Below are 20,301 nucleotides of genomic sequence, written 5' to 3' on the forward strand. Positions count from 1 at the left end.
GATCATCCTGTGCCACTGGCACAGCGCCAAGGCGGCACGCTTTCGCGCAGCAAGCGCGCTCCTACGCGTCAGTGCCGGGCATTGCACGCATTCGCAAAAACGCCAGAAATACCGCACAGGCTCTGGATTGTGCGGCGGCCGGCTTGCTGACGATCTGGAAATGCCGCGTGGCCCAACGGTCTTCAAGCGGGATGGCCACCAAGGGCTGGCCTTCACCCTGGCTGATCGCCCGGCGCGGAATGATGCCCAGGCCCAGTTCCGCTTCGACCATCCTGCACACGGCATCGAAGCTCTTGACGTGCACTTCATACCGGATCGCTCGCCGGGCCTGCTTCGCCGCCTGTTCCAGTTGTTTGTACAGCGGACTGTCCTTGTGCAGCGCGACATGGTTGAACGCCAGCGTGTCGCTGAAGCGCAACGAGCGTTTTTCACTGAGCGGGTGCGAAGCCGCCACGACCACCACCAATTGGTCGACGTGATAATCGGTGACCAGCAGGCCCCGGTCTTCGGCAGCCATCAGTTGGTTGCCGATCCCCAGGTCGCTGAGGTTGCCGCTCACGTCGTCAATCACCTCAAGGCTGGTGCGCTCGTGCAGCTCCAGGCCAATGGTGGCGTGCCTTTCACGGTAGGCACGAATGTCCTGCGGCAAGAACTGCACGATGCTGGAGCGGTTGGCGCTGATGCGCAGGTGGCCCAGATGGCCTTCGGCATAACGGGAAAGCGCCGCCGACATGACTGTCATTTCATCCAGCACATGGCGGGCATGCTGCAACAGACACAGGCCGGCCGGCGTCGGCTCGATGCCTTTCTGCTGGCGGTACAGCAATGGCGTGCCAACGGCCTCTTCGAGTTCGGCCATGCGCTTGCTCAAGGCCGAGGGCACCAGGCCTTCCTTCTCCGCGGCCCGGCCAAAGGTGCCTTCCTCACACGCACTGATGAACAGCCTCAAGGTGGTCGGGTCAAAACGCCAAAGGTTGTGCACGCACGCTCCCTAGAAATTTTTTCAGGCTAAGCATCACTTTTTACCGTTATCCAGATCCTCGAACACTTCCTAGCATGGGTCACAGGATGAGGAGATGGGCATTATGACGACAAAAATCCACTTCGACGGACGCTTTATGTTCCTGTCATGCAGCGAGGCGGGGGTGCGCCGCCAACTGGCCGGCCAGGACCTGACGCTGGCCGAGGCCCTGCCGCTGCGCGATGACATTTCCACCGATGAGATCACCCCGGTGGTGATCATGATGACCTACGATCAACGGCTCGGAAAATACCCCTACGTGGGCTTCAAGACCGAGAGCGTATTGCCTGTCGGCGAAGACAGCGTGCGTCAGGGCGGCTTTGCGATCACCGTGGCCGGCAAACGCTACGGCAAGGGCTCTTCGCGCGAGTCCAGCCCGCTGGCGGAAAAGTCGGCCGGCATTCGCTTGGTCATTGCCGAGAGTTTCGAGCGGATCTACCGGCAGAACTGCGACAACATCGGCCTCTACACCTCGACCGACTTTGGCCTGATCGCCCGCATCCAGGCCGGCGAAGCCATCGACATCGACGAGTTTCTCAAAGGCCGCGATGCAGTGACCCAGGCGGTCATCCGTGCTGGCGGCCTGCTGCCCTACAGCAAGGCCTGCCTGCCGCCGGCTGCGCACAAGGTCTTCAACCCGATCCCGACCGATCGCCCGCTGACGCTGGTGGAAAAGATCATCGAGCGCCGGCGCATTGCGCCGCAAGGACCGCTCGGCAAGGGCGACGGGGTGTTCCTGTCAGCCGACTGGCGCTTCAGCCACGATTACTTCACCGGCATGTGCGCGCACCTGATGCATGAGGCTTTCGGCCAGCCCCTGAGCCTGGCACGGCCCGAGGAAATCATCGCCTTCCAGGATCATTTGATCCTTGCCGGACAAAGCTTTGCCCATGTACGCGATAACTTGCTGGCGGCGGTCGGCGGGTTGGCGGACGCCCATGACGCCTTTGTACGGCAATACCCTGTGCGCAGTCATGGCGCACTGAAAGGCGAGGCGGGTTCTGAGGGGATCTGCCACGCGCTGATGACCGAAATGCATGCCTTGCCCGGCCAGGTGGTGGTAGGCACCGACTCACACACCCCGCATTCGGGCGCGCTGGGCTGCCTGGCCTTCGGTGCCGGCGCCACTGACATTGCCAACAGCTGGGCCACCGGGTTCATTCGTTGCCGCATGCCGGAAACCATTCGCGTGCAACTCAAAGGCCGCCTGGCTCCAGGCGTGACCGCCAAGGACGTGGTGCTGGAGCTGCTGCGCAGCGATTCGATCAGGCAAGGCCAGGCGATTGGCGCGGTGTTCGAGTACACCGGCGATACGGTAACAGCCCTGTCGATCGATGAACGCGCGACCCTGACCAACATGGTCGCCGAACTGGGCGGCTTCACTGGCATCGTCGCGCCCGATCAAAAGACGGTGGACTTCCTGCGCGAGCGCCGTGGCGTAGACATCGAGCTTGAAGACTGGATAACAAGCGATGCCGGGGCCCACTACAAGGAAGTCATCTCGATAGACTGCGCGCAACTCACGCCACTGGTGGCCGCGCCGGGTGATCCGGGCAACGGCCTGGCCATCGACGAGTTGGCAGGCCCCGTGCACGTCGACATTGCCTATGGCGGCTCCTGCACTGCCGGCAAGCGTGAGGATTTCGACTACTACCATGAGGTGCTGGCCTGGGGCCTGGAACGCGGTCTGGGCCTGGCGGCCGGTACGCGCCTGTTCCTGCAGTTCGGCACCCTGGCGGTGCGCGACTATTGTGCTGCAATGGGCTACCTGGAAACCTTCAAGGCCTTGGGCGTGGAACTGATCATGCCGGGGTGCGGCGCCTGTGCCAACTGTGGCCCCGGCTCTTCGACCCATGCAGGCCAGGTCACAGTCAGCGCCATCAACCGCAATTTTCCCGGCCGCTCAGGCCCCGGCCAGGTCTGGCTGGCCAGTCCGTACACGGTGGCCGCCAGTGCATTGCTCGGGCGCCTTGGCAGTTTCGCCCAGTTGCAGCAATCGATCACGCGGCAACCGTTACCGGCATGAACCAGCGAGTTGCCAGCGCCGATGAACAAGGCGTTGCCGCGCGGCATCACCCGTAGACTGATGACAAGACACCGATCTCCGACAATTACAATTAATGGAGAAACATGATGGCTCACGCCGACAGTGCTGCACCTGCAAGTCCTATCAACGAACTGCTGCTCTATCGCCGCATTGCCTGGCGCATATTGCCGCTGACCATCGTGTGCTTTCTGTTTTCGTACTTCGATCGCATCAACATCAGCTTCGCCAAGACCCAGATGCAGGCCGAACTGGGCCTGAGCGATGCCGCCTATGGCTTTGCCGCCAGTATCTTCTTCTTCGGCTATGTCCTGTTCGAGGTGCCCAGCAGCTTTGGCCTGAAAAAATACGGCGCCCCCAGCTGGATCTGCCGGATCATGGTGTCCTGGGGCCTGGCCACCGCTGCGCTGGTGTTCGCCTATAACGAATACACCCTGTACTTCCTGCGCTTTCTCATTGGTGTCATGGAGGCGGGGTTCGGGCCGGCGTTGCTGTTCTACCTGGCCTGCTGGTTTCCCAAGAAGAACCTGGCCAGCATGAACGGGCTGTGGTTCCTGTCGATTCCCCTGGCCGGCGTACTGGGGGCACCGGTGTCCGGGTTCATCCTTGAATACATGAACGGCTTTCTGGGCCTTGCCGGCTGGCACTGGCTGTTCGTGCTGTCGGGCCTGCCATGCTGCGCGCTCGGCATTGTCGTGCTGTTCAAGCTCGACCGCGACATCCAGTCGGCCAAGTGGCTGACTCCTGAAGAAAAAGAGGTGCTGCAACGCAATCTGGATAACGACCGCAAGGCGTCAGCACCCATTCACACCAGCCTGCTCAAAGTGATCCTGACCCGCGAGGTGGCGATCCTGTCGGTGATCTATTTCATGATCAAACTGACCGGCTACGGCCTCAACTTCTGGATGCCGCACCTGATCGGCTCGGCCGGCGTCAAAAGCCAGTTGGTCGTCGGCCTGCTGACGGCATTGCCCTACCTGGTGGCCGCCATCGGCATGGTCTGGGTCACACGCGCCTCCGACGCCTCCGGCGAGCGCAAGCGCTACCTGTGGCAGTGCATGCTGGTCGGCGGCATCGGCTACTTTGCCGCGCTGTATTTCAACGAGTCGTACATCCTGCTGACCGCTTTCCTGGTATTGGCCACCGCCGGAGTCTTCATCGCCATCCTGATCTTCTGGACCATCCCGCAAAAAGCCTTCAGTGGCCTGGCCATTGCCGGCGGTATTGCCGCCATCAACACCGTCGGACAACTGAGCGGCATGGTCGCGCCGTTTCTGGTTGGCTACCTGAACGACCTGACCGGCAACACCTACATGGGCATGCTGGCACTGGCGCCGTTCTGCCTGATCTGCGTGGGGGTGATCCTGTGGGGCGTGCCGGATGACCGTGGCGGGTCGCCGACAGCAAGGGGGCAGGGGGCGTTGGTGGGGGAGCGGGTGAGATAGCCCGCTCCCGATTCAAATAATCCGAAAGTCAGGGTGCAACTGCCTCCAGTGCGCGCGCACTATCACCTGCTGCCTTTCAGGCATCACGCTGTCGTTCAGGGCATCGGGCCAGAGGGCGCGCGCCTTCTCCATCGTTGATTTCAGATTATTGAGCACGGGGCGCCATGGAATATCTCCGTACTCAGCCCAGTGCCTGAAGTGCTCAAAAGAGGCACCGTACCAATTCTTGGTTTTACTCATGTTCAAGGCGTACTGACTTTCATCTTTCATGTAGGCACGGGTAACAACAACGTCGTAGGCCGGAGAGAGCTGGGCATTTCGACCGTCCGGGTAGATTACGCTCCAGTTTTTAAGATGAGCGTCGCCATTCGCCAACAGGATATTGACGAGCAAACGCACAGCCATCTGTACGGCATCGCGTTGACCTCTGAGAGAGTTCTGGTAAATCAGTTTGCCTATCTGCTCATAGCTGGCAGCGCGGTATTTCTCATGGGCATAGGCGAAAAGAATCTGGGCAAAGTCTTCCGAGTGGACGCGCTCATTGCCGGGCAGTCGATCATAACGGCGTACGCCATAAGCATATTTCTCGTCCGGCAGATTGATCGTGGGCAATGCCTCAATGTCACTCAGGGCAATCAGTTTGATCTCTGGCGTCTCGACACCTGCCAGTGCTGCAAGTGTCATGGCCGTGTATTCATTCAGGGGGACATGGGGATGAACGGTAGAAGGTGTCTTGATGATCCAGTCGCCCGGCGCGCCAGGATCACCGGTGATATAACGCCCGTCCTGATGACGCATGGAAAACTTCATCTGCACGCCAGCAAGGGAAAAATGGGAGCGATGATCCGGAATTTCTATTACGGAAGGTTCGATCTTGCCGTGATGAAGCAGGGCCAGCGTCGGGATTGCCGATACCTCCATTGGCTCGGCCACCAGCGCCCCTGGAAGATCCCGGCCCAGCCAACCAAGCAACGGATATTCGTTGTCCTGATGGATTTTCATGGCTTGGGACAGGAAGGCTCGCAAGGCGCCTTCAGGTAAAAGATTGCTGAGTAGAGGGTGCAGCTTGTGGCTTCTGATATAGGGATGCTTTCTGGCCAGTTGCCAGGCCAGGGAGGCAGCGTTGGTATGCGAGAGCGTCAACGGATGCCTGGCATCGTTTTGCAGGTATTCAGGCGCTAGAGTGAATACGTTTTTCCCGCTGGAGTACCCGGCAACGTACCCCACCCGCTCGCCCTTGAGCGTCAGCTCCAGGGCCGAAACCGTTTCGCTGGCCATTAGAGGTCTTTCCAGGGATTCTCATCCTGATCGGGGTCGAAGTCCTGCCGTCCGGCGCTGGAATGGGTCTTCGGATAAGAATGATCGATATTCAGCGAGCCGTCGTCTGCAAGCACCTTCTCGACATCCCTGAGCCTGGACTTGGGCACCAGTACCAGAACGGCATCAAGCCCTTCGGCAATCTGATCGAGTGAGGTAAGCCTGGGATTGCCCCGTGCTTCGATTTTCCCGTACTGCTGCCGGGTCAGGCCTGCCAACAGGGGCATCTCCTGAATCTTGATGCCAAGCGCCAACCGGCGTTTGCGTATCTGGTCAAGCAGTGTTGTTTTCATAATCGCTCCTCTCTGCACGACCCTATGTAATCTATATGGCTCTCGTCAAGAGTAATGAGCCTTATAGATTTCATTTTCCAGGAATGAGCCATATGGCTTACTTTTTGTCCGTTGAGAGCACTATAGGGCTCTCTTGAGCGTTATGAGCCATATAGATTACATTGAAGAGGCGATAAGCGTTGATGCCATGAGGCTATATCAATCGGCCTCACAGGCTGCAAAAAAAAGAGGCGCTCCGAAGAGCGCCCCTTGACTGCTTATTGCAAGCTGACCGTCTTGAGGTCGGGCTTCGATGAGCCGCCGATCTCGATGCGACGGGGCTTGGCTTCTTCCGGCACGATGCGCTGCAGTTCAATGCTCAGCAAGCCATTGTTCAATGCCGCGCCCTGGACTTCGATGTGATCGGCCAGGCGGAATGACAACCGGAATGCCCGTTGGGCAATGCCCTGGTGCAGGTAGGTGACTTCCTTCTCGGATTCACGCTTGCCTCCGGCCACGGTCAGCACACCGTTCTCGACCTGGATGTCCATGTCCTGCTCGGTCAGGCCGGCTGCCGCAATCACGATCCTGTATTCGTTGTCGCCATGCTTCTCGACGTTGTGAGGAGGGTAGGCGTTTCCGGCCTCGCTACGGAGCGCCGATTCGAACAGGTCGTTGAAGCGATCAAAACCGACTGACTGACGAAACAGGGGAGCCAGCGAAAGATGAGTAGCCATTTCAAAATCTCCTGAGTGTTCTCCAAGTGATTTAAGACGTGACCCGTTTTCGGCATCACGTACCGCAAATATAAGAACGGCAAAACGGCTTTCAAGGGCAGGAAATAGAAAATTTCAGACAGGCTGACGGCGTGTTTGATAACGATGCGTTATAAGAGCAAGGCCGCGCAATGGACGGGGCTTGAGGGCGGGCGAGGGGGGCAAAGGGGCGGTTCAGTCTCGAAAACCCGTTTCAGATCAACGCTTCTGGCTGAGCGAAACCCCAGAAACGACAAAGCCCTGAACGATCAGGGCTTTGTGCTATCAAAGATGGCGGAGGCATAGAGATTCGAACTCTAGGACCTGTTACAGTCGGCAGTTTTCAAGACTGCTGCCTTAAACCACTCGGCCATACCTCCACTTTTGCTGCGGGCGCCATAATACCCGAATGTAACAAGCTGTCAAACTCTCCCGGTGGTGAGTCAGGGCGCCTCTGTTATGATCTTTGCAACTTGTCATTTCACAGCAAGCTTATCAACTGTAAGGAGCTTCGCCATGCGCGAACAGGATTACGTTCTCAAAACCGGTACGCAGGAGGCCGACCAGCTCGAGGTCAGTCGTGTCCTGCGCAACACTTACGGCCTTCTGGCCCTCACCCTGGCCTTCAGCGGCGTCATGGCGTTCGTTGCCCAGCAGATGGGCGTGCGCTACCCGAACGTGTTCGTGGTGCTGATCGGCTTTTATGGTCTGTTCTTCCTCACCGCCAAACTGCGTGATTCGGTCTGGGGTATCGTTTCGACCTTCGCCCTGACCGGCTTCATGGGCTTTATCCTGGGCCCGATCCTCAACCGCTACCTGGGCATGACCGGTGGCGCTGAAGTGGTCGGTTCGGCGTTTGCCATGACTGCCCTGGTCTTTGGTGGCCTGTCGGCCTACGTGCTGATGACCCGCAAGGACATGAGCTTCCTGGGCGGCTTCATCACCGCAGGCTTCTTCGTGCTGCTGGCGGCCGTGCTGGCCAGCCTGTTCTTCCAGATCAGCGGCCTGCAACTGGCGATCAGCGCAGGTTTCGTACTGTTCTCGTCGGCCTGCATCCTGTTCCAGACCAGCGCGATCATCCACGGTGGTGAGCGTAACTACATCATGGCGACCATCAGCCTGTATGTATCGATCTACAACCTGTTCATCAGCCTGTTGCAGATCTTCGGCATCATGAGCCGCGACGACTGATCGTCACCTGGCCTCACAAAAAGCCCGCGCAAGCGGGCTTTTTGCTGCCTGCGTCAATTGGCAAAGCGTTGCAGGGAAAAGGCCGAGAGGTCGATGTCGCTGGCGCCCTGCACGCAGCGCTGCGCCAGGGCCTCGCCCAGTGCGGCTGAATGCTTGAAGCCGTGCCCGGAGCAGGCCGAGACCACGGTGACGTTGCGCAGGCGCGGGTGTTCGTCGACGATGAAGTGGTAGTCGGGGGTCACGGTGTAGGTACATACCGAGGACTTGGTCACCGCTGGCCGCAGGCCGTCAATCTTGTCCAGCACCTGTGTGCGGTACATGGCCTGGACCTGATTGTCATCGACCGTACGGTCCAGCGCCGCAGGGTCGCAGGCCTGGTGGTACTGCTCGGTGGCCATCTTCATGCTGCCTTCGCCAGGCAGGGGCGGGAAGCCATAACTGACGTCGGTAAAGCCTGGCCCGTGGGTAAGAATGAAGCTGGGCGAGTGAGCGGCAAATACGCCAGGGTCTTCAATCTCGAACCAGTAAAGCACCTGCCGGCAGACCCGCAGCAGTGAATCGAAGGGCGCGCCCAGCAGGCCGGCCGACCACATCCCGGCAGCGATAATCACCTTGTCGGCCAGGATCGTGCCTTGGTCGGTGCTGATCCGTACTGCCGCACCGACATTCTCAAGCGCCGTGACCGTCTCGTTGACCCGCAGGGTGGCGCCGTGCTGCGCTGCCTGTTGCAATTGCACGGCAATGCATCGTTCCGGGCGCAGGTAACCGCCCTCGGGCTCGAAATAGCCGATGGCACTGTCCAGCACCGGGGCAAACTGTGCAAAGCGTTGGCGGATTGCGCTGGCGTCCAGGACCTCGTGATCAATGCCATAGGCTTGCGCCAGGGCGATGGTCCTGTGGGTAAAGTCGTCGGCGTCCCAGGGGTCGTAGCGTGGGCTGGAGGTCATCACCAGCACGCCGCACTGCTCGAACAGCGGCTCACCCGACAAAGCCTCCAGCTCGCGCCACAGCTGGTGCGAGCGCTGCACCAGCGGCAGGTACTGCGGCCCCTCGCCATTGGACAGACGAGTGATGCGTGTGTCGCCATGACTGGAGCCCTGGGTATGCGGTGGGGCATAGCGGTCGATACCCACGGCCTTCACGCCTGCCTTGGCCAGTTGGTACAGCGTAGCGGCACCCATCGCGCCCAGGCCGAGCACGGCCACCTCGTAATGCTGCTGCATGGTCGGTTCGCCTTGGAAAAGGGCATCATTTCAACGGCAGGCCGATGAAAAATCAATGCCTTATCGAAGGCCGCAGCCGATCTGAAGCCTGCTGGTCCCTTTAGTCGATGTGACCATTGGTCGCTTGCTTTTATTTGTCATTTAGGGTTCGAAAAAGCTTCAAAAGTTGTCCACGAAAATCGTGGGTATGTCTGTGGGTAACTTTGCGAAACCCTTGTGTAGCGGGGTGTTTGGGGGTGTGGTTAATTTTTGATCAGTGCTTGTTTCGGCCTGATGGCTGCACAGGTCAGAAGCTTTTTCAACTGCGAAAGCGAGCCTGAAAACAGGTTTTTTATGCCGTTGATCAGTGGTTTACAGCCGTCCTGGGCCCATGAAAAAAGGCGCGACCCTCATCGGGACGCGCCTTTTTCATGACCTGCCGGGTGATCAGACGATCGGCTGGTCGCTCCACTCACCGTTGACCAGGCGACGCAGACCCAACGGGTTGGCGTTCTGCAGGGCCGGTGGCAGCAGGCTGTCGGCGTGGTTCTGATAGCAGACCGGGCGCAGGAAGCGGTCGATGGCCAGGGTGCCCACCGAGGTGCCGCGCGAGTCGGAGGTCGCAGGGTACGGGCCGCCATGAACCATGGCGTCGCAGACCTCGACACCGGTCGGGTAGCCGTTGACCAGGATACGACCGACCTTGTCTTCCAGCAGCGGCAGCAGCCACTGGTAGCCGGACAGGTCGGTCGGCTCGCCGATCAGGGTTGCGGTCAACTGGCCACGCAGGGCCAACAGGGCGTTCTTCAGTTCGGCATCATCGGCCACTTCGATGGCGATGGTGGTCGGGCCGAAGACTTCTTCCTGCAGCAGTTCGTCGCCGTTGAGCAGCAGGCTCACGTCAGCCTTGAACAGCTGTGCCTGGGCTTGCTTGCCTTCCTGGACCTTGCCGGCCAGGTGCGTGACACCCGGGTGCGACAACAGGTGCTCGACGCCTTTGCTGTAGCTGCGCAGGCCGCCGGCATTGAGCATGGTCTGGGCACCCTGGCCGCCGATGTGCTCGGCCAGTTGCTCCAGGAACGTCGAGAAGGCCGGCGAACGCAGACCGATGACCACGCCCGGGTTGGTGCAGAACTGGCCGGCACCCATGACCACGGACGAGGCCAGGTCGCGGGCAACGGTTTCGCCACGCGCATTGAGCGCCTCGGGCAGCACGATCACCGGGTTGATGCTCGACATCTCGGCGAACACCGGGATGGGTTGCGGGCGCTCGGCGGCCATCTTGCTCAGGGCATTGCCGCCACCCAGGGAGCCGGTGAAGCCGACGGCCTGGATGGCCGGATGCTTGACCAGGCCTTCGCCGACGCCGTTGCCGAAGATCATGTTGAACACGCCTTTAGGCATGCCGGTGCGCTCGGCGGCACGGATGATGGCCTGGCCGACCAGGTCGGCGGTGGCCATGTGGCCGCTGTGCGCCTTGAACACCACCGGGCAACCGGCGGCCAGGGCTGCAGCGGTGTCGCCGCCGGCAGTGGAGAAGGCCAGCGGGAAGTTGCTGGCGCCGAACACGGCCACCGGGCCTACGCCGATGCGGTACTGGCGCAGGTCGACGCGTGGCATTGGCTTGCGGTCTGGCAGCGCCAGGTCGATGCGCGCGCCCAGGTAGTCGCCGCGACGCAGGATCTGCGCGAACAGACGCATCTGGCCGCTGGTACGACCGCGCTCACCCTGGATGCGGGCTTGTGGCAGAGCCGTTTCCTGGCATACCACGGCGACGAAGTCGTCACCCAGTTGATCGAGTTCATCGGCGATAGCGTCGAGGAACTCGGCGCGGCGTGCAGGGCTCAGTTGACGAAATTCAGGGAAGGCGGCCTTGGCCGCATTGGCGGCGGCGTCGATTTCGCCTTCGGTGGCCTGCACGAAGGTGTAGGGCAGGGCTTCACCGGTGGTGGCGTCCAGGCTTTGCTGCTGGGTTTGACCAAGGGCGCTGCGGGCGCCGCCGATGAAGTTGTGGCCGAGAAGGGTGGACATCGGTATCTCCTGTTGTTTTGACATGGGCGGCGGGTTGATCACCTGCCTGGTGCCCCGTGGGTTGCCGAATCGCGGATGGAGTGAGGGTGGAACTGGCGAGCTGCACACAGGCCAGCACCGGTGCATCGATAAGTTGGCAGTCATCGTACAACTACGCCTGTCCGATGCGCAACTGCCACTCGGTGTTAACCTATGGCCATCATCAGCCCTTCGGAGTCGGGACATGATCTATGTGTGGCTAATCGTTGCAGCTGTCATGGGGTTCTTTGCGCTGGGTAAACTGAATGCCCATCGGCGGCGCGTACGCAAAATGCGTCGTGAACAGGTCATTCGCCATTACAAGCTGCCGGCCGGTCTGTTCGAGACCCTGCGCCACCGCCATCCGCACCTGACCATCAAGGATTGCCAACTGGTCGCCCAGGGCCTGCGCCAGTTCTTCCTTGCCTATCACAATAGCGGTCATCGCTATGTGTCGATGCCTTCGCAAGTGGTCGACGACCTGTGGCATGAGTTCATCCTGCACACCCGCGCCTATGAAGACTTCTGCAAGCAGGCCTTTGGCGGCCTGCTGCACCATACCCCGGCCGCCGCACTGGGCGATGAGGCGCCGGCCAAGGGCAATGCCGGTTTGCGCCGTACCTGGTGGCACGTCTGCCGCGAAGACAACATCCATCCACGTGTGCCCCGGCGCCTGCCGTTGTTGTTTGCGCTGGACGCCAAGCTGATGATCGCCGGTGGCTTTGTGTACATGCTGGACTGCCAGGGCATGCGGCGCGCCAGCAGCGACACCAGCCCCGGCCCCGTCATCTATTGCGGGGGCGACCTGGCCGCCCCTGGCAGCGATGGCTATTCCAGCCCGAGCGATGCCGGGTGCAGCGGCGGCCCCGACGGCGACGGCGATGGCGGCTCCGGTGGCGATGGCGGCGGTGACAGCAGTGGTTGCGGCGGTGGGTGTGGCGGCGGCGGGGGCGACTGACGCCTGATCAGGTCGCCGCAGTGGCCGCCTGCCGTGAATTCCAGATAAAACCCGACAGTGCCAGCAAAGGCAGGGCAGTGCCGGCGATCACGATCGCGCCCCAGCCGCCGTGGTTGAACAACACGCTGGCCATCGCCGAGCCGGCCGCCCCGCCCAGAAAAATACTGGTCATGTACAGCGCATTCAGGCGGCTGCGGCTGTTGGCATCCAGGGCGTAGACCGCGCGCTGGCCCAGCACCATGTTCACCTGCACACAGAAATCCAGCACGATGCCGGTCAAGGCCAGGCCAATGACACTGGCACCGAGCGTCGTGAGCGCCGGCAAAAAGCACAGTGCGGCCAGCAGCAGGACCGTGAGGCTGGTCTGGCGGGTGTAGCCGGCATCGGCCAGCCGCCCGCTGATGGGTGCGGCCACTGCACCGATGGCCCCTGCGAGGGCGAACAGCGCGATCTGGCTCTGCGACAGGCCATGGTTGCGCACCAGTTCCAGTGGCACAGCGGTCCAGAACAGGCTGAACGTGGCAAACAGACAGGCTTGATAGAACGCCCGCTGGCGCAGCACCGGCTGGGTGCGCAGCAGGTGCCACAGTGAGGCCAGCAGCTGCGGGTAGGACGCGCTGTGCTGCGGCTTGCGTGGTGGCAGGGTGACGGCCAGCACCGCGCAGAGGCCGACCATGACCACGGCCGCCGCGGCAAACACCGCCCGCCAGCCAAAATGATCGGCCACCAGGCTGGCAATCGGCCGGGCCAGCAGGATGCCCAGCAGCAACCCACCCATGATCGAACCGACTACGCGGCCACGCGAGTCTTCCGGGGCCAGGTGCGCGGCCAATGGAATCAGGATCTGCACCGACACCGAGCTGAATCCCACCAGCAGGCACAGCACCAGGAACAGATTGGGTTGTTCCACCAGCGCCGCGCCGGCCAGGCCCAGCACGGTCAACAAAGTGGTGGCGATGATCAGTCGACGGTTCTCCAGCAGGTCGCCCAGCGGCACCAGAAAAAACAGCCCCAGCGCATAACCGATCTGGGTCAGCGACACGATCAGGCTGGCCAGGGTCGGCGACAGCCCCAGGTCCGGCGCGATCAGCGCAATGATCGGTTGCGCGTAGTAGATATTGGCCACGATGGCGCCACAGCAGAAGGCGAACAGCAGGACCAGGCGGCGGGTCATCGGGGTGGCGGGCGAGTTCATGATCGGGCGAGGGCTCTGGAATGGATTAACGGCAGAATATGAGCAGGCTAACGGTATTGGCTTGCGGCCAGAAGGGTTGGCAGATTGATACTGGATATTTCCGGTGCTGATGACGGGGTTATCAGGACGCCGCATTTTTGTGTGTGGCAATCAGTCTTCGCGACCGTTGGTCGCTCCCACGCGAGCAAGATCCCGGGTCTCTGCACTGACTTTGTTGGAGCGACCACCGGTCGCGAAAGGGCCGGCTCAGGCACACTGTTTTTTTGGCCGGGCAATTGGCATTCGCGACCGTTGGTCGCTCCAGCTGGGCAAGATTCCGGATTTTTGCACTGACTCTGTGGGAGCGACCATCGGTCGCGAAAGGGACGGTTCAGGCGCACTATTTTTTGCCTGGCAATTGGTCTTCGCGACCGTTGGTCGCTCCTACACCACTGAGCGTGGTGCCCGGCCCGCATTCCAGGATCAGGCTGGCCCCGCCAAACCGGCTGCTTTCGATCCGCAGGCCAAACCCGTGCAATTCTGCAATCGCCGCCACCAGCGACAGGCCCAGGCCGAAGCCTTGCGGGTTGTCGTGTTCGCTGCGGTGAAAGCGCTGGAACACCAGTTGGCGTTCGGCTTCGGGAATGCCGGGGCCGGAATCCTGTACTTCGATGCGTGGCGTGCCTTGCCAGGTGCTGGCGTTCAGCGCCACGGTGCCGCCGGTCGGGGTGAACTTGATGGCATTGTCCAGCAGATTGGCCAGGGCTTCGAACAGCAAGGCCCGGTCACCGACCACCGCAGGCAACGGCTCGTCCAGGTTCAACAGCAGGGTGATTTCGCCTTCTTCGGCCAGCGGCAGGTAGAAGTCATGCACCTCGCGCAACAAAGCCGCCAGGTCCAGGGCCACGAAGGCCGAGCGCCGGCGCTGGTCCTGCAGTTCGGAGATACGCAGCAGGCCACGAAAGCGCGCCATCAGCGAGTCGGCCTCGGCAATCACCTGGCTGATTTCCGGGCTGTGCGGCGAATCCGGGGCTTCCTGCTGGATGCGGTAGAGCCGGGCGCGCAGGCGGGTCAGCGGGGTGCGCAGGTCGTGGGCAATGTTGTCGCACACGCCCTTGACCTCGTTCATCAACCGTTCGATCTGTTCGAGCATGGCATTGACGATCAGCGCCAGCATGTCCAGCTCGTCACGCCGCGAAGACACCGGCAGGCGCTTGCTCATGTCGCCGCTGACAATCGCCTCGGCGCTGGCCTGCAAGGCATGAATGCGGCGCAAGGGCCGGCGCCGCAGCAAGTACCAGCCGGCGACCCCGGGAATGATGGTCAGCGACAGGCCCCAGAGCAGGGCATGCAGGATCAGGGTCGAGACCGCAAACAGCGAGCCGTTGTCGCGTACCAGGATCAACCAGTTGCCAGCGCGGGTACGCGTGGCCACGGCCGCACAGCTGCTGCGTGGCATGTTGGAATCGGTGGAGGCGATGCAACTGCCCAGCTCGTGAATCTGACCGTCCAGTGGCAGGTTGGCCGGAATCTGCCGGATGGGTCCGAACAGCGGCCGCAGGCGCGCATCGAACAGGCCGAAGGCGTCCACGGCCGGTTTGTCGAAGGCCATGCTTGCCACGAGCGCGTCAACCAGGTCCTGGCCTTCGAAGCGGGCGAACAGTTGTTGGCGCTGGATCAGCGAGTGACTGGCCATCTGATCCAGATAACCCTTGACCTCCCAGTACAGCACCCCCAGCAAAATGCTGCTCCAGGCCACGAACAAGGTGCTGTACAGCGCCAGCAGACGGCTGCTGGAAGAGCGCCAGCCTTTAGGCAGATTCGCTAATGACATAGCCGGTCCCGCGCACAGTACGAATCAGGGGCGTACTGCCGGGAACGTCGATTTTCTTGCGCAGCCTGCCAATATGCACATCGATCAGGTTGGTGCCCGGGTCGAAGTGATAGCCCCAGACTTCCTGGAAAATCATCATCCGGGTCACGACCTGGCCGTGATTGCGCATCAGAAATTCCAGCAGCTTGTATTCGGTCGGCAACAGGCTCAACGCCCGCTCGCCACGCCGTGCTTCGCGGCTGAGCAGGTCCAGCTCAAGGTCGGCAACCTGCAACTGGCTTTTCTGTTCGCTGGCCGGGCTGTTGCGGCGCAGCAGCACTTCGACCCTGGCGGCCATTTCGTCGGAGGCAAACGGCTTGGACAGGTAGTCATCGCCGCCGGCCCGCAGGCCACGCACGCGCTCGTCGACATCCGACAGGGCGCTGATCATCAGGATCGGGGTGCTGATGCCCTGGGCGCGCAGCCGCGTGACAATGGTCAGGCCATCGACCTGCGGCAGCATGCGGTCCAGGGTGATCAGGTCATAATCGCCGCTGACGGCCTTGGCCAGGCCTTCCTGGCCATTGTCTACCCAGTCGACACTCAGCCCGTGGCTGCTGAGTTCAGCAACGATTTCTCTTGCGGTGACAGCGTCGTCTTCGATTGCCAGGATTCGGGTCATGCTGTGGGCCTGAGAGAGTCGGACAAAACCGTATCTTGCCTGTCACAACCTGAAAATTTCCTGAAGAAAGCGTGATGGCCTGATGATGCTGACGCTGGCAGACCACTTGCGGGAGGCTCTGCCGGCGATGAGGCCGTCAGAGCCTCCCGCAAGACTGCTGAGTCTTGAGCAACGCTAAGGGGTGCCTCTAAAAGAGCTATTCGCGGCTGACGCCGCTCCTGCTGGTCTTGCGGCGTTCTTCCAGCAATTTCTTCTTGTCGCGCTCACGCTTGGCGGTGATGTCGTTCTCACTGCGGATCTGCGCGTGGCTGAGCAGGCCGAAGATGAAGCTGCCGCCGATGATATTGCCGGCCAGGGTGGGCCCTGCGAACACCAGCCAGAAGTCGGACCAGCTCGCTTCGCCGGCGAACACCAGATACGACACTTCGGCGGTGCCAACCACGATATGCGTGAAGTCGCCCAGCGCCATCAGGTAGGTGATCATCACGATGATCGCGATCTTGGCGTTTTCCATCGAGGCGATCATCCACACCATGGTGGCGATCATCCAGCCGGACACGATGCCTTTGGCGAACATCTTGCTGATGTCGTTTTCCATGACCTTGCGGCCGATTTCCAGAAAGGCCATGTCGGTCTTGGTGTCGAAGATGGGCAGGTTCAGCATGACCCAGGCCACCAGGATCGTGCCGGCCAGGTTGCCGACCAATACCACGCCCCACAGGCGCAAGAGGCGGCCGATATTGCCCAGGTTCAGCTTGCTCATCACCGGCAGCACGGCGGTCAGGGTGTTTTCGGTAAACAATTGCTGGCGCGCCAGGATCACCGCCAGAAAGCCTGCCGAGTAGCCAAGGCTGGCGATGACATGACTGGCGTCGCTGTCGCCCAGGCGCGAGCGCAGCAATCCCATGGCCATCAACGACAGGCCCATGGTCAGTCCGGCGGCCAGTGCCGACCACCATAAGGCCGCTACGGTGCGTTCCAGTTCGTGGTCGCCCTGGATGCGGATGGTCTCATGCAGGACAGCCGCGCGCGGCGGCAGCTTGTCTTCGATCTCGCGTTCTTCTTCGGCTGACAGGCCGGGGGTCTTGCCATCGGGTTGCTCGTCCATACCACTTCCTTCACGCGAGAGAATCAACAGGGGGCTGATGTGTAGTGTCAGACAGATGGCCCGCCACGTCGTTCGCCTGCGTGATGCCTGTGTCAGCCGCCCAGCAAGTCCTGGCTTTGCACGCGTTGCACACCCAGGCCAAGCATTGCCTGCCAGGCACCGGCCAGTGATCCATCAAGGTCGATGGCGCGGCAGGCGTCCTCGACCACATAGGTGGTGAAGCCGGCCTTGCAGGCGTCCTGCGCCGACCAGGCCACGCAGAAGTCCAGGGCCAGGCCGACCACGTACAGGGTGTCGATGCCGTGTTCGCGCAAATAGCCGGTCAGGCCGGTGGGCGTGCTGCGGTCGGCTTCCATGAAGGCGGAGTAACTGTCGATGTCCGGGTTGCAGCCTTTGCGCGCAATCAATTGTGCATGCGGCAGGTCGAGGTCGGCATGCAGTTGCGCGCCCTGGCTGCCCTGTACGCAATGCACCGGCCACAGGGTTTGCGGCCCGTAGGGCAGGGTGATGCGCTGGAACGGTTCATGCCCTGGGTGGCTTGGGGCAAAGGAAATATGCCCGGCCGGGTGCCAGTCCTGGGTCAGGATCACCCGGGTAAAGCGCCGGCCCAGGCGATTGATCAGCGGCACCAGAGCATCGCCTTCCTTTACCGCCAGGGCGCCGCCGGGCATGAAGTCGTATTGCATGTCGATGACCAGCAATGCACAGCGCCGGTCTGCAAGATTATGGAGAGTGAGCATGATCAGGCTCCGAGGGGTTGGCGACAGAGTGTGCCTGTGCAAACCGGCGCAGGGAATGGCCCTCAAAAAAGTGCTGCTCACCAATGACAATACGTATCAATAACAAATACAACTCTGTAACATTTGTCACAAAAAACGATCAGGGCCGAACACGGCTCGATTCTCACTTGGAGCACGCTGTCAATGCGTCGTATCGCCGTTTCATTTCTTGCCTTGCAGGCCTTTTCCCCGCTTGCCCTGGCTGACCCGTCCCTGGCCGCACCGTCTTCAATCGAGTTGCAGGCCACCGACGTCAATGCCGCCCTCGACACCGAGCGCGCCACCGGCCCTGTGCAGGGCTACAAGGCCACCCGCTCGGCCAGCGCCACGCGCACCGACACATCGATTCATGAAACGCCGCAGTCGATCAGCGTGGTCACCCGCGAGGCGGTCGAAGACCTGGGCGCCACTCGCTTGCAGGACGCCCTGGACTACGCCGGTGGCGTGGGCCGGGCCAACAACTTCGGCGGCCAGGGCCTGACCACCATCACCGTGCGCGGCTTTACCACCGGTGAGTTTTACCGTAACGGCTTTCCGATCAACCGCGGCTACCCGAACATGCCCGATGCCAATACCATCGAGCGCCTGGAAGTGCTGCGTGGCCCGGCGGCGACCCTGTATGGTCGCAGTGACCCGGGTGGTACTTTCAACGTGGTGTCCAAGCAGCCTTCGAGCGAACGCTCAGTGACCCTGGGCAGCCAGCTCAACGATCAAGGCATGTACCGTGGCACCCTGGACGCTACCGGTCCGCTGGACGAAGACGGCCGCTTTGCCTATCGCCTCAATGTGCTGGGCGAGGGCGGTGAGACCTTTCGCGACCACGTCGAGACCGAACGCTATGCGGTGACCCCGGTGCTGAGCTGGCAGGTCAACGACAGCACGCGCATCACCTTCGAAGGTGAATTCATGCGCAACAATCACCCGCTGGACCGTGGCCTGACCCGCTACCCGACCCAGACCGGCACCGCTTCGCGCGATACGTTCTGGGGCGAGAAGGACGTCGGCAAGCTGCACAACGACAACAACATGGGCCAGTTGCGTTTCGAACATGACCTTAACGACAACTGGACCCTGGGCGGCGGCGTGCAGATTCTCGACGGCACCTTGCAAGGCAATGCCGTCGAAGGCAGCCGCATGCAGCCGGACGGCCGCACCCTGGTGCGCAACTTCAACTACCGCAAGCTGGAGTGGACCGACCGCGACGTGCAACTGAACGTCACCGGGCGCTTCGACACCGCAGGCTTCGAGCACCTGCTGCTGGCCGGTGTCGAGTATGAAGACTACGACTACAAGTCGATCATTCAGCGCTCAAACCCGGCGTTGAATACCTACGCCATCGACATCTTCAATCCAGTCTACGGCCAGCCACGCCCGGCCCTGAGCCTGACGCCGACCCACGACCAGGAAAACCTCAAGACCTGGGCGGCCTTCGTGCAGGACCAGGTCAGCCTGACCGAGCGCCTGAAATTGCTGGTCGGGGCGCGGTTCGAGCGTTTCGAGCATGACTATGACACCTATGTGGCCGGCGGACGCAGCTGGACCAAGAGCGATAACTCGGTCACCCCGCGCCTGGGCCTGACCTATGAACTGACCGACGACCTGGCGGTGTATGCCAGCGCCTCGCGTTCGTTCAAGCCCAATGCCGGCGCCGCACGCCCGGACCAGACCGTTACCGCTGTGACCAGCGCGCAGAAAGGCTTCGACCCGGAAAAAGGCAAGGCCTTCGAGCTGGGCGCCAAATGGCAGGTGCTGGATAAACAGTTGAGCGTGGAAGCGGCGATCTATCAGATCGACAAGAAAAACGTACTGACCACCGACCCGCTGGATTCCAGCTACAGCGTCGCGGCCGGCGAGGTGCGCAGCCGTGGCTTCGATTTCAACGTGGTGGGCAATATCACCCCGGCCTGGCGTGTGATCGGCGGTTATGCCTATGTCGATGCGCAAGTGACCAAAGACAATACCTTGCGTGACGGCACCCGCCTGGTGAACATTCCGAAACAGAGCGTCAGCCTGCTGAGCCTGTACGAAATCCAGGACGGCCCGCTGCGCGGCCTGGGCCTGGGTGGCGGTGCCCGCTATGTGGACGAACGCGCCGGCCAGACTGCCAATGTGCCCAACTTCAGCATGGACAGCTACACCGTGGTCGACTTCCTGTCGTACTACAAGGTCAACGAAGACGTGCGCCTGAACCTGGACGTGAAGAATATCTTCGACAAGGACTACGAAGAAGGCGCCTTCGGCAACGTCTACGCCTACCCGGGCGCTCCGCGCACCGTACAGGTCGGAATCTCCTACAAGCGTTAAAAATCGACTCGCAATGCTCATTGACACGTGTCAACTGCGCTTGCTCGCCGCTTTTTGCCTTGCCTGACCTTCGCTCACCGACTTTTCGTACAGAGCCTAAGGCACCGTAGGAGCGACCATCGGTCGCGAATGCTGCTTGCCAGGCACAGATGAGGCGGTGCCTGAGCGGGCCCTTTCGCGACCGATG

At 61.4% G+C, this 20,301-nt stretch carries 16 protein-coding genes and 1 tRNA gene; 5 read left to right on the forward strand and 12 right to left on the reverse strand.

From position 1 onward, the window contains the following. Positions 1–61 precede the first annotated feature (61 nt). The gene (locus ASF84_RS08225; RefSeq protein WP_056837098.1) at positions 62–982 is read right to left on the reverse strand and encodes a LysR family transcriptional regulator; all 921 of its coding nucleotides are present in this window, start codon (positions 980–982) and stop codon (positions 62–64) included. Between the two features lie 103 nt (positions 983–1,085). On the opposite strand from ASF84_RS08225, the gene ASF84_RS08230 reads away from it, so the two are divergent. Beyond that, complete coding sequence (locus ASF84_RS08230; RefSeq protein ID WP_056837945.1) at positions 1,086–3,047, forward strand: aconitase family protein; 1,962 nt, start codon at positions 1,086–1,088, stop codon at positions 3,045–3,047. 107 nt (positions 3,048–3,154) lie between these two features. Then, entirely contained in the window at positions 3,155–4,510 is a 1,356-nt protein-coding gene (locus tag ASF84_RS08235; RefSeq protein ID WP_236709392.1) for an MFS transporter, read from the forward strand. Between the two features lie 12 nt (positions 4,511–4,522). On the opposite strand, the gene ASF84_RS08240 is transcribed toward ASF84_RS08235, so the two are convergent. From ASF84_RS08240 to ASF84_RS08255, 4 genes are all read right to left on the reverse strand, one after another. Continuing rightward, entirely contained in the window at positions 4,523–5,788 is a 1,266-nt protein-coding gene (locus tag ASF84_RS08240; RefSeq protein WP_056837103.1) for a type II toxin-antitoxin system HipA family toxin, read from the reverse strand. Next, complete coding sequence (locus tag ASF84_RS08245) at positions 5,788–6,120, reverse strand: helix-turn-helix transcriptional regulator (RefSeq protein ID WP_056837105.1); 333 nt, start codon at positions 6,118–6,120, stop codon at positions 5,788–5,790. The genes ASF84_RS08240 and ASF84_RS08245 overlap by 1 nt, the downstream gene beginning before the upstream one ends. Positions 6,121–6,377: 257 nt before the next feature. Further along, positions 6,378–6,836 (reverse strand): Hsp20 family protein, encoded by a 459-nt coding sequence (locus ASF84_RS08250; protein ID WP_056837106.1) that lies wholly within the window; start codon positions 6,834–6,836, stop codon positions 6,378–6,380. Between the two features lie 310 nt (positions 6,837–7,146). Continuing rightward, positions 7,147–7,234 (reverse strand) — tRNA-Ser (locus tag ASF84_RS08255). Positions 7,235–7,370: 136 nt separating this feature from the next. Between ASF84_RS08255 and ASF84_RS08260 the strand changes: the two genes are divergently transcribed. Continuing rightward, positions 7,371–8,045, forward strand: a complete 675-nt coding sequence (locus tag ASF84_RS08260; RefSeq protein ID WP_056837108.1) for a Bax inhibitor-1/YccA family protein — start codon at positions 7,371–7,373, stop codon at positions 8,043–8,045. Positions 8,046–8,098: 53 nt separating this feature from the next. Here ASF84_RS08260 and solA read toward each other — a convergent pair whose 3' ends face one another. Continuing rightward, positions 8,099–9,268, reverse strand: a complete 1,170-nt coding sequence (solA, locus tag ASF84_RS08265) for an N-methyl-L-tryptophan oxidase (RefSeq protein ID WP_056837110.1) — start codon at positions 9,266–9,268, stop codon at positions 8,099–8,101. 426 nt (positions 9,269–9,694) lie between these two features. After that, on the reverse strand, positions 9,695–11,278 hold the full coding sequence (locus ASF84_RS08270; protein WP_056837112.1) for an aldehyde dehydrogenase (NADP(+)): 1,584 nt from the start codon (positions 11,276–11,278) through the stop codon (positions 9,695–9,697). Between the two features lie 310 nt (positions 11,279–11,588). Here ASF84_RS08270 and ASF84_RS08275 point away from each other — a divergent pair, with 310 nt between their 5' ends. Next, positions 11,589–12,254, forward strand: a complete 666-nt coding sequence (locus ASF84_RS08275) for a glycine-rich domain-containing protein (protein ID WP_236709393.1) — start codon at positions 11,589–11,591, stop codon at positions 12,252–12,254. A 7-nt stretch (positions 12,255–12,261) separates the two neighbouring features. On the opposite strand, the gene ASF84_RS08280 is transcribed toward ASF84_RS08275, so the two are convergent. From ASF84_RS08280 to pncA, 5 genes are all read right to left on the reverse strand, one after another. Further along, on the reverse strand, positions 12,262–13,449 hold the full coding sequence (locus tag ASF84_RS08280) for an MFS transporter (protein ID WP_056837114.1): 1,188 nt from the start codon (positions 13,447–13,449) through the stop codon (positions 12,262–12,264). Between the two features lie 379 nt (positions 13,450–13,828). Next, the gene (locus ASF84_RS08285; RefSeq protein ID WP_056837116.1) at positions 13,829–15,262 is read right to left on the reverse strand and encodes a sensor histidine kinase; all 1,434 of its coding nucleotides are present in this window, start codon (positions 15,260–15,262) and stop codon (positions 13,829–13,831) included. Continuing rightward, a complete protein-coding gene (locus ASF84_RS08290; RefSeq protein ID WP_056837118.1) occupies positions 15,240–15,923 on the reverse strand; it encodes a response regulator transcription factor in 684 nt (227 codons plus the stop codon). Before ASF84_RS08290 ends, ASF84_RS08285 begins: the two co-directional genes overlap by 23 nt. A gap of 196 nt (positions 15,924–16,119) precedes the next feature. After that, positions 16,120–17,031, reverse strand: a complete 912-nt coding sequence (locus ASF84_RS08295) for a formate/nitrite transporter family protein (RefSeq protein ID WP_056837120.1) — start codon at positions 17,029–17,031, stop codon at positions 16,120–16,122. A gap of 92 nt (positions 17,032–17,123) precedes the next feature. Then, complete coding sequence (pncA, locus tag ASF84_RS08300; RefSeq protein ID WP_056837122.1) at positions 17,124–17,771, reverse strand: bifunctional nicotinamidase/pyrazinamidase; 648 nt, start codon at positions 17,769–17,771, stop codon at positions 17,124–17,126. A 183-nt stretch (positions 17,772–17,954) separates the two neighbouring features. On the opposite strand from pncA, the gene ASF84_RS08305 reads away from it, so the two are divergent. Beyond that, complete coding sequence (locus tag ASF84_RS08305; RefSeq protein WP_056837124.1) at positions 17,955–20,114, forward strand: TonB-dependent siderophore receptor; 2,160 nt, start codon at positions 17,955–17,957, stop codon at positions 20,112–20,114. Positions 20,115–20,301: the final 187 nt, after the last annotated feature.

The organism is Pseudomonas sp. Leaf127, from assembly GCF_001423155.1.
Taxonomy (GTDB): domain Bacteria; phylum Pseudomonadota; class Gammaproteobacteria; order Pseudomonadales; family Pseudomonadaceae; genus Aquipseudomonas; species Aquipseudomonas ovata.

What these genes read in the sequence shown, in the direction of transcription:
- ASF84_RS08235 (WP_236709392.1), top strand. Translation starts at nt 3,155, where the DNA reads ATGGCTCACGCCGACAGTGCTGCACCTGCAAGTCCTATCAACGAACTG.
- ASF84_RS08280 (WP_056837114.1), bottom strand. Translation starts at nt 13,449, where the DNA reads ATGAACTCGCCCGCCACCCCGATGACCCGCCGCCTGGTCCTGCTGTTC.
- ASF84_RS08285 (WP_056837116.1), bottom strand. Translation starts at nt 15,262, where the DNA reads ATGTCATTAGCGAATCTGCCTAAAGGCTGGCGCTCTTCCAGCAGCCGT.
- pncA (WP_056837122.1), bottom strand. Translation starts at nt 17,771, where the DNA reads ATGCTCACTCTCCATAATCTTGCAGACCGGCGCTGTGCATTGCTGGTC.
- ASF84_RS08245 (WP_056837105.1), bottom strand. Translation starts at nt 6,120, where the DNA reads ATGAAAACAACACTGCTTGACCAGATACGCAAACGCCGGTTGGCGCTT.
- ASF84_RS08270 (WP_056837112.1), bottom strand. Translation starts at nt 11,278, where the DNA reads ATGTCCACCCTTCTCGGCCACAACTTCATCGGCGGCGCCCGCAGCGCC.
- ASF84_RS08295 (WP_056837120.1), bottom strand. Translation starts at nt 17,031, where the DNA reads ATGGACGAGCAACCCGATGGCAAGACCCCCGGCCTGTCAGCCGAAGAA.
- ASF84_RS08230 (WP_056837945.1), top strand. Translation starts at nt 1,086, where the DNA reads ATGACGACAAAAATCCACTTCGACGGACGCTTTATGTTCCTGTCATGC.
- solA (WP_056837110.1), bottom strand. Translation starts at nt 9,268, where the DNA reads ATGCAGCAGCATTACGAGGTGGCCGTGCTCGGCCTGGGCGCGATGGGT.
- ASF84_RS08260 (WP_056837108.1), top strand. Translation starts at nt 7,371, where the DNA reads ATGCGCGAACAGGATTACGTTCTCAAAACCGGTACGCAGGAGGCCGAC.
- ASF84_RS08250 (WP_056837106.1), bottom strand. Translation starts at nt 6,836, where the DNA reads ATGGCTACTCATCTTTCGCTGGCTCCCCTGTTTCGTCAGTCAGTCGGT.
- ASF84_RS08275 (WP_236709393.1), top strand. Translation starts at nt 11,589, where the DNA reads ATGCGTCGTGAACAGGTCATTCGCCATTACAAGCTGCCGGCCGGTCTG.
- ASF84_RS08305 (WP_056837124.1), top strand. Translation starts at nt 17,955, where the DNA reads ATGCGTCGTATCGCCGTTTCATTTCTTGCCTTGCAGGCCTTTTCCCCG.
- ASF84_RS08290 (WP_056837118.1), bottom strand. Translation starts at nt 15,923, where the DNA reads ATGACCCGAATCCTGGCAATCGAAGACGACGCTGTCACCGCAAGAGAA.
- ASF84_RS08240 (WP_056837103.1), bottom strand. Translation starts at nt 5,788, where the DNA reads ATGGCCAGCGAAACGGTTTCGGCCCTGGAGCTGACGCTCAAGGGCGAG.